This window comes from Microvirga soli (genome assembly GCF_016734765.1).
Lineage (GTDB): Bacteria > Pseudomonadota > Alphaproteobacteria > Rhizobiales > Beijerinckiaceae > Microvirga > Microvirga soli.
The window spans coordinates 20848-34394 of record NZ_JAERQE010000001.1; the positions used below are offsets into that span (position 1 = coordinate 20848).

Below are 13547 nucleotides of genomic sequence, written 5' to 3' on the forward strand. Positions count from 1 at the left end.
GAGATGAGAGAATGGATTACTCTAGCTATATTGTAACAATGAATACCCTGTTGGCGCTTTTGGGCGCTCCACCTAAGTGTTAGATTTCCGGTTCGTAGCGCGACGTGTGTTTCTGACAGGTCGCAAGATAGAGTTCTCGTAAGCTATCAAACGAGAACATGATTGCGGATTGTGCGCGCCGATTAGCGTAATACCTAGCGCAATTGGGCCAAAGATATTGAGTTTTATAGAGGATCTGGATCTTCCCGCTTTATTAATGGATTTTGTCTCCTCTGCAGGGCGGGCCAGCCTTGGCATCAGCCAGTCCGGCACCGCCCTTGATTTCGCATCAGATCACAAAGAAATCCTTGTTGGTCATCGCGAGCTTCTTCGAGAGCGTGGCAATCTCCACGGCGGCTTTGGAGCCTGACCCATCGCCGTCGAAGAACAGCTTTCCGGTCTTCTTGCTGTAGATGATGTAGTCGTCCTTATCCTTGGCTTTGTCGCCGAGGACGACGAACGACTTCTTGAGCTGCGCGGGAGCCGCCTCGGAGCCCTTCTTGCCGAGCTTGGTGAAGATCTTGTTCTCCAGCCAGATGGAATCGTCCACCACCTTGAAGTCTGCAATCTTGTCGAGATTGGTCTTCTTGTTCGGCTTCGAGTCGAACACGAAAACATCCTGGCCAACGCCACCGGTCAGAACATCCTTGCCCGCCCCGCCGTAAAGGGTGTCATTGCCTGTATTTCCGACGAGACTGTCGTTACCAGCAAGGCCCTTGATGATATCGCGACCGGCCGTGCCATTGAGGCTATCGGCCCTCGCCGTACCGGTGATCACGTCGACTTCGTCAGTCATATTGATGGCGAAATCCTTAGTGACCGTGTTGCTCCCATCGGACACGACCATCCTGACCTTATGATGAGCAGGATTTTCGTAGTCGAGCTTGACGCCTTCGCGGACGACAATGTCGTAATGGCCGTTTCCATGGTCCACGATGTCGAACAGAGCCTCGCTCTCGGGAGACAAGCTGCAATCGATGGTGTCATCAATGTCAGGATCGGTGACCTTGAACTTTGCAACGACGGTAGCGCCTCCGTCACCCTCCTTCACGGTGATTGAAGAAGAGTCAGTCACTACAGGGGCAAAGCTTCCGAAAACCAGATCGAAGCTCTCCTCGAATGGGGGATTGAAGCCGTCGGCAACCCTCACGGTGAAGCTGCGCTGCGCGTCATCACTATAATCGAGAGTAGCGCCCTGCTTTACCAAGACATCATAGTGGCCGCTCGCATTTTTCACGAGAGTGAACGGACCGGCGCTCTCACCTGTGAGGGTGTAGCTGACTGCTTCGCCATATGGATCATATCCGACAAGCGTACCAACGAGGGTGCCGGCTGGCGCGTTCTTTGCGACTTCAAGAAACTCGAAAGTGGCCTCCGGTTCCAGGTTCTCAATGATGTCGAGATCGACGGTTTCTGGTGTCGTGTTGCCCGCAGTGTCTGAAACTTCAACTACGAAGCTCTGAAAGGCTGCTCTGTCCGAGCGCAGGGTGACGCCCTGCTTTACCACGACATTCCAGGTGCCGTCGTTATTATTGATAAGATCGAACCACTGAGCGCTGGCTGCAGACAGCTTGTAGGTCAGCACACCGTCTTCAGGATCTACGGCGCTGACCACCGCGACGAGGGTCCCTCCCTTCGATCCATCCAGCACCTCCCTCGGATCGGCGGTCACCTCCGGGGATTCGTTCACGGGGATCACGGTGAGCGGGATCGGCTTCACGTGAAACAGACCTTCGGCGTCCGTGACCTTGACATAGACCGTCATCGGTTCGAGCAGCGCGTCGCTGAGGTCATGCTTGACCACGATCTCGTTGCTGCCCGGTTGAATTTCAAAATAAGGATGGTCGTCCTCGTCCTTGCCGGACATGTCCGTGACGATCGTATAAGTCAGAACATCGCCGCGATCCGGGTCCTGACCCGCCAACTTGGCTACGGTTGCCCCGATGATGGCGTTATCCCCGATGGTGCCGCCATCGACAAGGATGATATCCGTGGGGGCCTCGTTCGCATTGGTGACCTGGATGGTCACCGGTTGAACTGAAACCGGTTCGCCTGCGCTGTTGGCAACCTGAATGTTGAGGGCGAGCGACTTCGGTCCATTCTCGAAATCGAAGGCGACACCTTGCTTCACCGCGAGTTCGTAAATGCCACCAGACTCAAGAATCTCGAAACGTGGATCGTCTAGTGTGAAAGTGTACGTCTCATTCGGTTCACCGCCGTCGATGGTGAGAACACCGAGAATGAAACCCTCTTCCGTATCCTCTGGAATGGAAGCGACAGGAATATTATCATCTAAAATTACAATCGTAGCCATAAATGCGCCCCAGAACATCGTTAGTTACTTAGTTTCAGTTTGATCCGATGTATCGCTATAAAGTTTAAAGCGTCAAGAGACTTGGCTGCCCGAACGGCATGTTCTTTCGGGCGCTCAAGTTTATGATGGATGGGCAGTCACCTCTTCTTGAACCCCCGTGCCCATTTGACCGCTGGTCATCCGAGGCCTCCGTGCTAGCTTCCCTGCGGGGCGTCTGCACATGCGGTGCAGCGGGAGACTTGGTTGGCATGAGCGAAGGCCCGAACCCGACACCTGGGCAGAGCCGCCTGAACCAGCGGTTCGGCCGGCTTGTGGCTCATGCGCGCTGGTCCCTCTGGTGGGAGGAGGCTTGGCCCCGGCTCTGGCTGCCGCTTGCCATCGTTGTCGCATTTCTCACCCTGTCATGGCTCGGCCTCTGGCTCGACCTACCCGTTCTGTGGCGCACAATCGGGCTCAGTCTGTTCGCCGGGGCCTTCCTTCTCTCCCTCTGGCCGATTCTAAGCCTGCGGATGCCGAACCGGGTCAGGGCGCTCGACCGCCTCGACCGGGAGACCGGCCTTGCCACCGGTCCGGCCAGGGTGCTGGACGATTCCCTTGCCCTGGGCTCCTCGGATCCGGGCAGCCGGGCGCTTTGGGCTCTCCATCGCAAGCGCGCGGAAGAGGCGGTCGGCCGGATGCGGGTGGGCCTGCCGCGGCCGGACATGCCACGGCGCGACCGCTATGCCTTGAGGGCCGCCGGCCTGCTCGCCCTGGTGACGAGCGCCTTCGTGGCCGGTCCCGAGATCGGCTCGCGCCTCGCCGCGGCCTTCGACTGGCGCGATCCAGAGGTGGCAGCCGCCTCCTTCCGCATCGACGGCTGGATCGATCCGCCCCTCTACACCCGCACCCCGCCGCTGATGATCGATCTCGCCCGCGGGCAGAGCCTGAGGGCGCCGGTCCATTCGACGGTGGTGATCCGCATCGCCGGTGAAGGCCGCGCGGAGGTCACGCCGGGCAAGGGCCTCGCCCCCCTGCCTCCCAAGGCCAATCAGCGCACCGACATGCGCGAGGAGCGCTACACCCTCGAAGGCTCCAGCGAGCTCACGGTCAGCACGGGCTTTGCCCAGAGCGTGACGCTGACCATCGAGGCCATTCCAGACCGGCTGCCCGAGATCGCCTTCTCCACGCCGCCGGAGGTGAATGCGCGCGGCACCTTCACGCTGTCCTACAAGGGCAAGGACGATTACGGCATCACGGCCTTGGAAGGCATCGTGGAGAAGGCTGACAACAGCCGGGGCCGCTCTCTGGTGCCAGCGCCCCAGCTGACGCTGGCGCTCCCGAGCCACGAGGAGAATGCCCCGGACACCAAGTCTCCGGTGGACCTCACCAATCATGCCTGGGCCGGCGCCCCGGTGACGATCCAGCTCAAGGCCAGGGACGAGGCCGGCCAGGAGGCTAGAAGCGAAAAGATCAGCTTCACCCTGCCGCAGCGCCCGTTCACCAATCCGCTCGCCAAGGCTCTGGTGGAGCAGCGGCGCAACCTCGTGCTCGCGGCCGACGACCGCAAGCGCGTTCAGGTGGCGCTCGATGCTCTGCTGATCGCCCCGGAGGAGTACACGCCGCAATGGGGGGTGTTCCTGGGGCTGCGCCAGGGGGCGGAGCGCCTGCGGGTCGCCAGAACCGACCAGGATCTGCTCGATGTGGCCGAGTGGCTCTGGGCCATGGCGCTGCAGATCGAGGATGGTGGGCTCTCCGACGCGGAGCGGGAGCTGCGCGCCGCCCAGGAGCGCCTGAAGGAGGCCATGGAACGCGGCGCGCCGAACGAGGAAATGCGCCGCCTGACGGAGGAGCTGCGCCAGGCCATGGACAAGTTCCTGCGGGAATTCGCCCAGCGCATGCAGCAGAACCAGCAGCAATCGCAGAACCAGAACCAGCGCAATCCGGACCGGATGATCTCGCAGGACGATCTCAACCGCATGCTGCAGCAGATGGAGGAGGCCATGCGCCGCGGCGACGTGGCCGAGGCCCAGCGCCTGCTCGAGCAGTTGCGCAACATCCTCGAGAACCTGCAGACCGCCCAGCCCAACAGCCGCATGACCGACCCTCTCGGCCGCGAGATGAACCAGGCCATGCAGGATATGGAGGATATGGCGCGCGAGCAGCAGAACCTGCGCGACGAAACCTTCCGCGAGGGCCAGAACCAGCGCATGCAGCAGGGCGAGCGCAACGGGCAGCGCCAGCAGGGTCAGCGGCAACGGGGGCAGCGCCAGCAAGGGCAACAGGGCCAGCAAGGCGAGCAAGGCGAAGGCCAGGAACAAGCCGACGGCCAGCAGGCGGGACCGGATCAGGATCCCTTGGGCCTCAGGCAGCGGCAGCAGGCCCTGAGGGAGCGCCTGGAGGAGCTGCAGCGGCGCATGCAGGGCATGGGCATGCAGGGCGAGCAGGGCCTCGGCGAGGCCGAGCAGGCCATGCGCGATGCCGAGGGCGCCCTGGGTCAGGGCCAGGACGGCCCGGCGGTCGATGCGCAGGGCCGGGCCTTGGAGAGTCTCCGGCGCGGCATGCAGGGCATGGCCCAGCAGATGCAACAGATGCAGCAGGGCGAAGGCCAGGGGAACGAACAGGCAGGCGACCAGCCCGGCCAAGGCAATCCGCAGGGCAACCAGCAGACAGGCCAACGCGATACGGATCCCTTGGGACGGCCTACCCGAAACAGGGATTATTCCGACGGCCGCGTCGATGTGCCCAGTGCCGGTGCGTCACCGGCCCAGCGCGCCCAGCAGATCTTGGAAGAATTACGCCGCAAGCTGGGCGATCCGAGCCGTGCGCAGGAGGAACTCGAGTATTTCGAGCGGCTGCTGCGCAGAAACTGATAACGGGGTTAATGCACCTCTTGTCTCTTCGACAGGTTCGGGCCACGGTCGCCCGGACTTTCTCATGGAATCACGATGTCCGGTTTTGTCGATCTGCTTGTGCCGATAGCGGTTGTCGCTGTCGCTCTCGTGTTGCTTCTCGGCCTTTTCAACATGCTGCGCGGCGGCAACGCCAGCCGGTCGCAGCATCTCATGCGGTTGCGCGTGCTGCTGCAGTTCATCGCCATCATCGTCATCATGGGCGTGATCTGGTGGAGAGCCACCTGAGTGGCGAGACTCAATCGTGGACAACTGGCAACACCCACCCGGTTAACGCTCCGGGCTTCTCCGTATTGACACGTTTTCGCCACGGTTTGTATTAAGAGATCGTTAGCCATAACGGCGTAGCCTGTTGGCCTTGATTTTTATTGAGTTATGGACCTTTTAATGCGCACCAGCCCGGCCTTAGGCCTGAGTCTTCTGGTCCTGTTCATGGGATCGGCAGGCGCTTTGGGCTCCGATTTTAGGCGACAGGCCAACGCTTCTCCTACGGCATATCAACCGGGCATTCTGTCGGAATTCCGTTTCGGACTGTCCGCTCAGGATCCGTGGGGCCGTGAAGGGGCTGACGGATCGGCAAACCTGACCGGCGAGATCCTGTTCGACAAGCCTTTCACCGCATCGGACCTTTTCACCAGCTATTTCATTCCCCGGCCACATATCGGCGGCAGCCTGAACTTCGACGACCGCACCAGCTTCGCCTATGCGGGCCTGTCGTGGACCATCGACGTCACGCCGAGCATCTTCGTGGAAGGCAGCTTCGGCGGCGCTATCCATAACGGCAAGGATTCCTCGCATCCGCTCTCGGACGGTCAGGCTGTGGGTTGCTCGCCCCTGTTCCGCGAATCCGGTTCGGTGGGTGTACGGCTGTCCGCCAACTGGAGCGTGTTGGCGACCATCGAGCACCTGTCCGATGGCGGAACCTGCTCGGATGAGAATAGAGGCTTGACGAATGTCGGCGCGCGGGTTGGGTATTCGTTCTAACGAGTCCTAACCTGTCGGGCCATTCATGGTCGTTCTCAACCGCATCTACACCCGCACCGGCGACACCGGCACCACGGCGCTGGCCGCCGGCGGGCGCCGTCCCAAGCACGACCTGCGCATCGAGGCCTATGGCACGGTCGACGAGACCAATGCCTGCATCGGGCTGGTCCGCCTTCACACGGCCGGCCACGAGATCGACCCGATGCTGGGCCGCATCCAGAACGACCTATTCGATCTCGGCGCCGATCTGGCGACGGTCGAGACCGACAAGCCCCTCCCCTACGAGCCCCTGCGCATCACGCAAGCCCAGGTGGACCGATTGGAGCAGGAGATCGACCGCCTCAACGGCGAGTTGTCGGTGCTCCGCTCCTTCGTGCTCCCGGGCGGCACGCCCGCCGCCGCAGCGCTGCATCTGGCCCGCACGATCTGCCGCCGCGCGGAGCGTCATGTGGTCGAGCTCACGGAAAAGCCGGACGAGAAGGTCTCGTCCGAGGCGGTGAAGTACCTGAACCGCCTGTCCGATTTTCTGTTCGTCGCGTCCCGCTACGTCAACGATAAGGGTGCGCTCGACGTTCTCTGGGTGCCGGGGCAGAACAGGTAGAAAGCAGCACCATGTTTCTCCCGCTTCACGATGGCGTCCCGCTCAAGCACATGAAGACGCCGCTCGCGACGCGGTTTCTGATGGGCCTGTGCATCGTCGCCTACTTCGTCACCTTCCATGCCCCGCCGGGTCCCGATGCGATGGTGGCCGGCCTGGGCTTCATTCCCTCGGTCCTGTTCGGCACGGAGGTGTTGCCCGAGGGCTATCCCTTCGTGCCGGTGGAATTGACCCTCGCCACGAACATCTTCCTGCACGGATCCCTGTTCCACCTGATCGGCAACATGCTGTTCCTGTGGGTGTTCGGCGACAACGTGGAGGATGCCATGGGGCATCTTCGTTTCGTGGCGTTCTTCCTGCTCTGCGGCACGGCCGCGAGCCTGGCGCACGCCTATATCACCCCGGAGCCGCACCGGCCGCTGATCGGGGCCTCCGGCGGCGTCTCGGGCGTGGTGGCGGCCTACCTCATCCTCTATCCACGGGTGAAGATCTGGGGCCTTTTCCTGAAGGGCATTCCGCTGCACCTGCCGGCCTATTGGACCATCGGATTCTGGTTCGCGCTCCAGTTCGCCTCAGCCTTCCTGGGCGGGGACGACAGCGTCGGCTGGTTCGCGCATCTTGGCGGCTTCCTCGTGGGCGCTATTCTCATCCCCCTCATGCGCCGTCGCTACGATCCCGTGCTCGCCCGCGTCCAGGCGCAGGAACTGCAAGCGCCGCGTTGACAATCGGGGCCTGGAAGCTACGGTCCCATCCGCCTTTTTCCTATATGTCCGGAGGGCTCATGATCGCTCATATCCGGACACGACCTTTGGTGAGGACATTCGAATGAAGCTTCTTGTGTGTGTGAAGCGGGTTGTGGACTACAACGTGAAGATCCGGGTGAAGCCGGACGGCTCCGGCGTGGAACTCGCCAACATCAAGATGTCCATGAACCCGTTCGACGAGATCGCCGTCGAGGAGGCGGTTCGCCTCAAGGAGCAGGGCAAGGCCACCGAGATCGTCGCCGTGTCCATCGGCCCGCAGCAGGCGGGCGAGACCATCCGCACCGCGCTCGCCATGGGGGCCGACCGCGGCATCTTGGTCAAGACCGACGCCACCGTGGAGCCGCTCGCCGTCGCCAAGATCCTGGCCAAGGTGGTGGAGCAGGAAAAGCCCGACCTGATCATCATGGGCAAGCAGGCCATCGACGACGATTCCAACCAGACCGGCCAGATGTTGGCCGCGCTCCTCGGCTGGCCGCAGGGCACCTTCGCGTTCAAGGTCAATGTGGGGGAGGGCTCCATCGACGTGACCCGCGAGGTCGACGGTGGCCTGCAGACGGTCGGCCTCAAGCTTCCGGCCATCGTCACCACGGACCTGCGCCTCAACGAGCCGCGCTATGCGTCGCTTCCCAATATCATGAAGGCCAAGAAGAAGCCGCTGGACGAGACCAGCCCTGAGACGCTCGGCGTTGATGTGGCCCCGCGCCTGAAGGTCGTGAAGACCGTCGAGCCCGGCGGCCGCAAGGCCGGCGTGAAGGTCGGGTCCGTGGCCGAACTGGTGCAGAAGCTCAAAGTCGAAGCCGGCGTGCTCTAAGGAGAAGACCAACATGACCACTCTTCTGATCGCCGAGCACGACAACGCTCACCTGAAGGACGCCACCCACAAGGCGCTCTCCGCCGCCCAAGCGCTTGGCGCTCCCGTGCATGTGCTGGTCGCCGGTGCGAACGCCCAGGCGGCGGCTGAGGCGGCCGCGAAGCTCGCGGGCGTGGAGAAGGTGCTGCTGGCAGATAACGCCGCTTACGAGCACCAGCTCGCCGAGCCGACCGCCGCGCTCATCGTGTCGCTGGCCGGCTCCTACGATGCCCTGGTGGCGCCCGCCACCAGCAAGGGCAAGAACGTGATGCCGCGCGTCGCTGCGCTCCTCGACGTGATGCAGGTCTCCGACATCATCAAGGTCGTGTCGCCCGACACCTTCGAGCGGCCGATCTATGCCGGCAACGCAATTCAGACCGTGCAGGCCACAGACGCCAAGAAGGTGATCACCGTACGCACCGCCGCCTTCCAGGCTGCGGCTGGCGAGGGCGGCTCCGCCGCCATCGAGACGGTGAACGCAGCCGAGGATTCGGGCCTGTCGAGCTTCAAGGGCGAGGAGATCGCCCAGAACGACCGGCCGGAGCTGACCTCGGCGAAGATCATCATCTCCGGCGGCCGCTCGCTCGGCTCGGCCGACGCTTTCAAGCAGTATATCGAGCCGATCGCCGACAAGCTCGGGGCTGCCATGGGAGCCTCCCGCGCGGCTGTGGATGCGGGCTATGCGCCCAACGACTGGCAGGTGGGCCAGACCGGCAAGGTGGTGGCGCCCGACCTCTACATCGCGGTGGGCATTTCAGGCGCCATTCAGCACCTGGCCGGTATGAAGGATTCCAAGGTGATCGTGGCGATCAACAAGGACGAGGAGGCTCCGATCTTCCAGGTGGCCGATTATGGCCTTGTGGGCGACCTCTTCACCATCCTCCCCGAACTCAAGGAGGAGTTGACCAAAGGCGGTCAATAAGGTCAGGAATAGTGACGGACCGGGCGGAACCTCCGCCCGGCCGGTTTGACGGTTGGATGCAGGCAGCAGATCGATGGGCATTGAGATCAAAACGGTTGGCGTGATCGGCGCGGGTCAGATGGGGAGTGGCATCGCTCATGTCTGTTCGCTTGCAGGTTTCAACGTCCGGCTCAACGATCTCTCGGAAGATCGGATCAATACCGGTCTGGCCACGATCAACGGCAACATGGCCAGGAAGGTCTCCAAGGGGACCATCACCGAGTCCGACCGGCAGGAAGCGCTTGAGCGCATCAAGCCCGCCCGCACCTATGACGATCTGGGCGCCTGCGACATCGTCATCGAGGCCGCGACCGAGAACGAGGAGGTGAAGCGCAAGATCTTCACCAATCTCTGCCCGTCGCTCCGGCCCGACGCGATGGTGGCCACGAACACCTCGTCCATCTCCATCACAAGGCTCGCAGCCGCGACGGATCGGCCCGAGAAGTTCATCGGCATTCATTTCATGAACCCGGTGCCGGTGATGCAGCTCGTCGAGCTGATCCGCGGCATCGCCACCGACGACGCGACCTACGAATCCTCCAAGGAATTCATCGCCAAGCTTGGTAAGACCTCGACGGCCGCCGAGGACTTCCCGGCCTTCATCGTCAACCGCATCCTGCTGCCGATGATCAACGAGGCGATCTACACCCTCTACGAGGGCGTGGGCTCCGTGGAGGCCATCGACACGGCCATGCGGCTCGGCGCCAACCATCCCATGGGCCCGCTCCAGCTCGCCGATTTCATTGGCCTCGACACCTGCCTGTCGATCATGCAGGTGCTGCACGAGGGCCTGGCCGATTCCAAGTACCGCCCCTGCCCGCTTCTGGTGAAGTATGTCGAGGCTGGCTGGCTCGGCCGGAAGACCAAGCGCGGCTTCTACGATTATCGCGGCGAAAAGCCGGTTCCGACCCGCTAAGGCGAGCCTCCCGGATGCGCGTCAGAGCAGGCGCCGGAATGCATCCGTAAAGAAATACACGCCGAAGCTCCACAGCCCCGCCCATAGGGCTGCCCCAAGGGCGTTCGCCACGACGAAATGGTGCCATGGCATCCCGACGGATCCGGCGATCACGCCGTTGAGCTGCCGAAGGACCACGATGAAGCGCGCGGTGAGCACCATGAGAAAGCCTCTGGTCTGCGCCATCGCTTCAAGCCGCGCCAGGCGCTCCGGGGTCAGCTTCACCGACGGACCGAAACGCTTCAGCAGACGGCGCCCGCCGAACCGGCCGATGAGATAGCCCGTGCTGTCCCCGAGCACGGCTCCGGTCCAGGCGGCCAGGAACACGTGCCCGACCTCCAGATCACCCCGGACGGCCAACAGAGAAGCGGCGATCAGGGCGCTTTCTCCCGGGAGCGGAACACCGAAGGATTCGAAGTAGAGGATGACCAGCAGGGCCCACGCACCGTAGGCCGCAATCGCCGGCTCGATCCAGGCTAGACCGTGCTGCAGCAGGTTCATCGACGCTCCAAGGGAAGAACGAGCCCCAGGATCATACCATTGGTCAAGGCCAGCGCTTCCTGTGGGTGCGTCACAGACGTTCGAGCCTTTGATCTTCACAACAGCGTCACACTGCCTATAGTCTACTCACACGGGATATGACTCTTCTCTTTCCCAAGGGGAGGTGCGGTGACGATACACGTCCAGCCTGTTGTGCGACCGGAGGCCTGCCCGGCCCTCGTTCTCAATGCCGATTACCGGCCCTTGAGCTATTACCCCTTGTCCATCTGGTGCTGGCAGGATGCGATCAAGGCGGTCTTCCTCGACCGGGTCAACATCGTGTCGGAATACGACAAGGTCGTGCGAAGTCCGACCTTTGAGTTTCGTCTTCCCTCGGTCATCTCCCTCAAGACCTACGTCAAGCCGTCACGGCACCCAGCCTTCACCCGCTTCAACGTCTTCCTGCGCGACCGCTTCAGCTGCCAGTATTGCGGCATTCGTGAGGACCTCACCTTCGATCACGTCATTCCCCGCTCGAAGGGCGGGCAGACCACCTGGGAAAATGTCGTCGCGGCCTGCGCGCCCTGCAACCTCAGGAAAGGGGACAAGCTGCCCCGCGAGGTGGAGATGTGGCCGAGACAGAGCCCCTTCGCTCCCACGATCCACGACCTCCATTCGAACGGCCGCCTCTTCCCGCCGAACTATCTCCACGACAGCTGGATGGACTATCTCTACTGGGACAGCGAGCTGGAGCCGTGAGATTCCGGCCGTCAGCGGCCTAGCAGGAAGCCCTTGCCAGCCGCCGCCCTGGCGGCGAAACCCGCAAGCGCGAGCGAGATCAGCACGTTCCATCCCGCGAGCGACAGGCCGAGAAAGCGCCACGCGGCTTCCGTGCAGCTGACCACGCGGGTGCTCTGGAGCTGGTTCAGGAAATCCCCCACATTGCCCGCGCCCTGGCCTGCCCCGCCCCCGCAATCGCTGGGACCCGCGAAGAAGCCCCATTCAACTCCGGAATGATAGGCGCCGAGCCCGGCGCTCACCACGAAAACCAGGGCGAGAAGCCACAGACCGGCCCGCGTCCAGCGCGGCGGCAGGAGCGCCGCCGCAAACCCGAGCGGAATGGCCACATAGTAGGGATTGCGCTGAATGAGACAGAGCTTGCAGGGCACGTAGCCGAACACATGCTCGAACACGAGCGCCCCGCCGATTGTGGCCGCCGCGCCTAAAGCGACAGCCAAGGCGGCTTGGCGCATGGAGAGAGCAAGGCGCATCGATCCTCTCCTCAGAACAGATAGCGGAACGCCACGAAGCCGCCGACAAGGGCGGCGATCCCTAACCCCGCCACCAGGTTGAAGTTGTTGTCGATGATCGCCTTGATGCGCGGTCCGAACTGGCTCATCAGCAGGGCCACCAGGAAGAACCTGGCGCCGCGGGTCAGAATCGACAGCGCAATGAACCAGCCCAGGTGATAGCCCGCGAAGCCCGACGTGATGGTCACGAGCTTGTAGGGGATCGGGGTCAGCCCCTTCAGCAGGATCACCCAGTGGCCGTAATCGGCATAAGCATGCCGGAACGTCTCCGCCCCCTCGCCGAGGCCATAGAGTTGGAAGAGCCACGCGCCGACGGAATCGTAGAGCCCCAGGCCGATGAAATAGCCCAGGATGCCGCCCAGGACCGACGCAATCGTGCAGATCAGGGCGTAGGACCAGGCTTTGTCCGGCCGCGCCAGCATCATGGGCACGAGCATCACGTCCGGCGGAACCGGGAAGAAGGAGCTTTCCGCGAAGGACACGGCCGCCAGCGCATAGGGGGCCGAGGGCCGCGCCGCGAGGGAGAGGGTCCAATCGTAGAGACGTCTGAGCATAAGGATCCGACCGGGTTGAGGGGCTTGACGCGCCCCGCGCCCTTTGAGCACAAGGCGCCCGGAAAGGCGAGAGGCCGGCTGTGCGGCGTCCCTTCACATCTGGCACATTGACCAGCCTTCATGCCTCATGGTACGTCGCAGGTCCTTGCCCCTGTGGCGGAATTGGTAGACGCGCTCGACTCAAAATCGAGTTCCGCAAGGAGTGCTGGTTCGATCCCGGCCAGGGGCACCATCCCTTTTGTGATGGTACGACGGAAAGCCGAAGAACATTCAAAAAATCCGATGGTTTTGACGGCCTCCGCTTCACGGAGCTGCGCTTGGCTGACTGCATCGCCGCCTCAACGGATTATCGCTTTCGAGCTACCTCATCTTCCACATTGCATAGCTGACTGCGTTTGGAACAAATGCGCCCGGGCCGGGGACACCGATGCGGATGGGACTTGAGGCAGCCTGTGGACAGGTGCTTCGAGGCGATCACGCCGCATCGCGGATCAGATCAATGCAAGCCGGGAGGGGCATGTCATGGAATGTGAAATCGAAGCCGTCGCGCGTGCGCTGTATTCTGCCGAAGATGATGCTCAGGTGTGGGAGCGTGAGCCGGAGACCGTCAGGCAGGAATTCCGTGAGCTTGCAGAGGTCGCCATAACGCTCCTTGCGCAGCAGCGCAGGCAAGAGCGCTACGACAGGCAGGCCCTCGCCTTTCCTTTTCCCTATGCTGCGTAAGCTCTCGCGGCCATTCCGCTCGATTGCCTCCGGCACCTGATACAAGCAGGCCCCATAAGAGGTTTCGCCATGAGAACGCCCGCGGCTCACCTTGAGCTGCGGGCGCTTCGTTTCAGAAGAATCCTTG

At 62.6% G+C, this 13547-nt stretch carries 14 protein-coding genes and 1 tRNA gene; 10 read left to right on the forward strand and 5 right to left on the reverse strand.

Annotated elements, in window-relative coordinates:
• Nucleotides 1-328: 328 nt before the first annotated feature.
• Complete coding sequence (locus JKL45_RS00105; RefSeq protein ID WP_201859085.1) at nucleotides 329-2353, reverse strand: M10 family metallopeptidase C-terminal domain-containing protein; 2025 nt, start codon at nucleotides 2351-2353, stop codon at nucleotides 329-331.
• A gap of 248 nt (nucleotides 2354-2601) precedes the next feature.
• Between JKL45_RS00105 and JKL45_RS00110 the strand changes: the two genes are divergently transcribed.
• The 8 genes from JKL45_RS00110 to JKL45_RS00145 all read left to right on the forward strand — a co-directional run bounded on the left by JKL45_RS00110 (nucleotide 2602) and on the right by JKL45_RS00145 (nucleotide 10314).
• Entirely contained in the window at nucleotides 2602-5202 is a 2601-nt protein-coding gene (locus tag JKL45_RS00110; RefSeq protein ID WP_201859086.1) for a TIGR02302 family protein, read from the forward strand.
• A 75-nt stretch (nucleotides 5203-5277) separates the two neighbouring features.
• On the forward strand, nucleotides 5278-5469 hold the full coding sequence (locus JKL45_RS00115; protein WP_201859087.1) for a twin transmembrane helix small protein: 192 nt from the start codon (nucleotides 5278-5280) through the stop codon (nucleotides 5467-5469).
• A gap of 159 nt (nucleotides 5470-5628) precedes the next feature.
• The gene (locus JKL45_RS00120; RefSeq protein ID WP_201859088.1) at nucleotides 5629-6225 is read left to right on the forward strand and encodes an acyloxyacyl hydrolase; all 597 of its coding nucleotides are present in this window, start codon (nucleotides 5629-5631) and stop codon (nucleotides 6223-6225) included.
• Between the two features lie 25 nt (nucleotides 6226-6250).
• Nucleotides 6251-6826 (forward strand): cob(I)yrinic acid a,c-diamide adenosyltransferase, encoded by a 576-nt coding sequence (locus tag JKL45_RS00125; protein ID WP_201859089.1) that lies wholly within the window; start codon nucleotides 6251-6253, stop codon nucleotides 6824-6826.
• Nucleotides 6827-6837: 11 nt separating this feature from the next.
• Entirely contained in the window at nucleotides 6838-7545 is a 708-nt protein-coding gene (locus JKL45_RS00130) for a rhomboid family intramembrane serine protease (protein ID WP_201859090.1), read from the forward strand.
• A gap of 103 nt (nucleotides 7546-7648) precedes the next feature.
• Entirely contained in the window at nucleotides 7649-8398 is a 750-nt protein-coding gene (locus tag JKL45_RS00135) for an electron transfer flavoprotein subunit beta/FixA family protein (RefSeq protein WP_201859091.1), read from the forward strand.
• 13 nt (nucleotides 8399-8411) lie between these two features.
• Entirely contained in the window at nucleotides 8412-9359 is a 948-nt protein-coding gene (locus JKL45_RS00140) for an electron transfer flavoprotein subunit alpha/FixB family protein (RefSeq protein ID WP_201859092.1), read from the forward strand.
• Between the two features lie 73 nt (nucleotides 9360-9432).
• Nucleotides 9433-10314 (forward strand): 3-hydroxybutyryl-CoA dehydrogenase, encoded by an 882-nt coding sequence (locus tag JKL45_RS00145; protein WP_201859093.1) that lies wholly within the window; start codon nucleotides 9433-9435, stop codon nucleotides 10312-10314.
• Between the two features lie 21 nt (nucleotides 10315-10335).
• Here JKL45_RS00145 and JKL45_RS00150 read toward each other — a convergent pair whose 3' ends face one another.
• Complete coding sequence (locus JKL45_RS00150) at nucleotides 10336-10854, reverse strand: DedA family protein (RefSeq protein WP_201859094.1); 519 nt, start codon at nucleotides 10852-10854, stop codon at nucleotides 10336-10338.
• Between the two features lie 168 nt (nucleotides 10855-11022).
• Here JKL45_RS00150 and JKL45_RS00155 point away from each other — a divergent pair, with 168 nt between their 5' ends.
• On the forward strand, nucleotides 11023-11592 hold the full coding sequence (locus JKL45_RS00155; RefSeq protein WP_183452420.1) for an HNH endonuclease: 570 nt from the start codon (nucleotides 11023-11025) through the stop codon (nucleotides 11590-11592).
• An 11-nt stretch (nucleotides 11593-11603) separates the two neighbouring features.
• Here JKL45_RS00155 and JKL45_RS00160 read toward each other — a convergent pair whose 3' ends face one another.
• Together JKL45_RS00160 and JKL45_RS00165 are read right to left on the reverse strand one after the other, a co-directional pair.
• On the reverse strand, nucleotides 11604-12104 hold the full coding sequence (locus JKL45_RS00160) for a disulfide bond formation protein B (protein ID WP_201859095.1): 501 nt from the start codon (nucleotides 12102-12104) through the stop codon (nucleotides 11604-11606).
• A gap of 11 nt (nucleotides 12105-12115) precedes the next feature.
• Nucleotides 12116-12697: a YqaA family protein gene (locus JKL45_RS00165; protein ID WP_201859096.1), complete on the reverse strand. Its 582-nt coding sequence runs from the start codon at nucleotides 12695-12697 to the stop codon at nucleotides 12116-12118.
• Nucleotides 12698-12844: 147 nt separating this feature from the next.
• On the opposite strand from JKL45_RS00165, the gene JKL45_RS00170 reads away from it, so the two are divergent.
• Nucleotides 12845-12929, forward strand: a tRNA-Leu gene (locus JKL45_RS00170).
• Nucleotides 12930-13171: 242 nt separating this feature from the next.
• On the opposite strand, the gene JKL45_RS00175 is transcribed toward JKL45_RS00170, so the two are convergent.
• Nucleotides 13172-13465 carry a hypothetical protein gene (locus JKL45_RS00175; protein WP_201859097.1) on the reverse strand — a complete coding sequence of 98 codons (294 nt, stop codon included), beginning with the start codon at nucleotides 13463-13465 and terminating at the stop codon, nucleotides 13172-13174.
• Between the last annotated feature and the right edge of the window lie 82 nt (nucleotides 13466-13547).

Excerpts from the sequence above, each read along its gene's own strand:
- JKL45_RS00130 (WP_201859090.1), top strand. The coding sequence starts at position 6,838 with ATGTTTCTCCCGCTTCACGATGGCGTCCCGCTCAAGCACATGAAGACG.
- JKL45_RS00150 (WP_201859094.1), bottom strand. The coding sequence starts at position 10,854 with ATGAACCTGCTGCAGCACGGTCTAGCCTGGATCGAGCCGGCGATTGCG.
- JKL45_RS00135 (WP_201859091.1), top strand. The coding sequence starts at position 7,649 with ATGAAGCTTCTTGTGTGTGTGAAGCGGGTTGTGGACTACAACGTGAAG.
- JKL45_RS00125 (WP_201859089.1), top strand. The coding sequence starts at position 6,251 with ATGGTCGTTCTCAACCGCATCTACACCCGCACCGGCGACACCGGCACC.
- JKL45_RS00140 (WP_201859092.1), top strand. The coding sequence starts at position 8,412 with ATGACCACTCTTCTGATCGCCGAGCACGACAACGCTCACCTGAAGGAC.
- JKL45_RS00105 (WP_201859085.1), bottom strand. The coding sequence starts at position 2,353 with ATGGCTACGATTGTAATTTTAGATGATAATATTCCTGTCGCTTCCATT.
- JKL45_RS00115 (WP_201859087.1), top strand. The coding sequence starts at position 5,278 with ATGTCCGGTTTTGTCGATCTGCTTGTGCCGATAGCGGTTGTCGCTGTC.
- JKL45_RS00165 (WP_201859096.1), bottom strand. The coding sequence starts at position 12,697 with ATGCTCAGACGTCTCTACGATTGGACCCTCTCCCTCGCGGCGCGGCCC.
- JKL45_RS00145 (WP_201859093.1), top strand. The coding sequence starts at position 9,433 with ATGGGCATTGAGATCAAAACGGTTGGCGTGATCGGCGCGGGTCAGATG.
- JKL45_RS00110 (WP_201859086.1), top strand. The coding sequence starts at position 2,602 with ATGAGCGAAGGCCCGAACCCGACACCTGGGCAGAGCCGCCTGAACCAG.
- JKL45_RS00160 (WP_201859095.1), bottom strand. The coding sequence starts at position 12,104 with ATGCGCCTTGCTCTCTCCATGCGCCAAGCCGCCTTGGCTGTCGCTTTA.
- JKL45_RS00120 (WP_201859088.1), top strand. The coding sequence starts at position 5,629 with ATGCGCACCAGCCCGGCCTTAGGCCTGAGTCTTCTGGTCCTGTTCATG.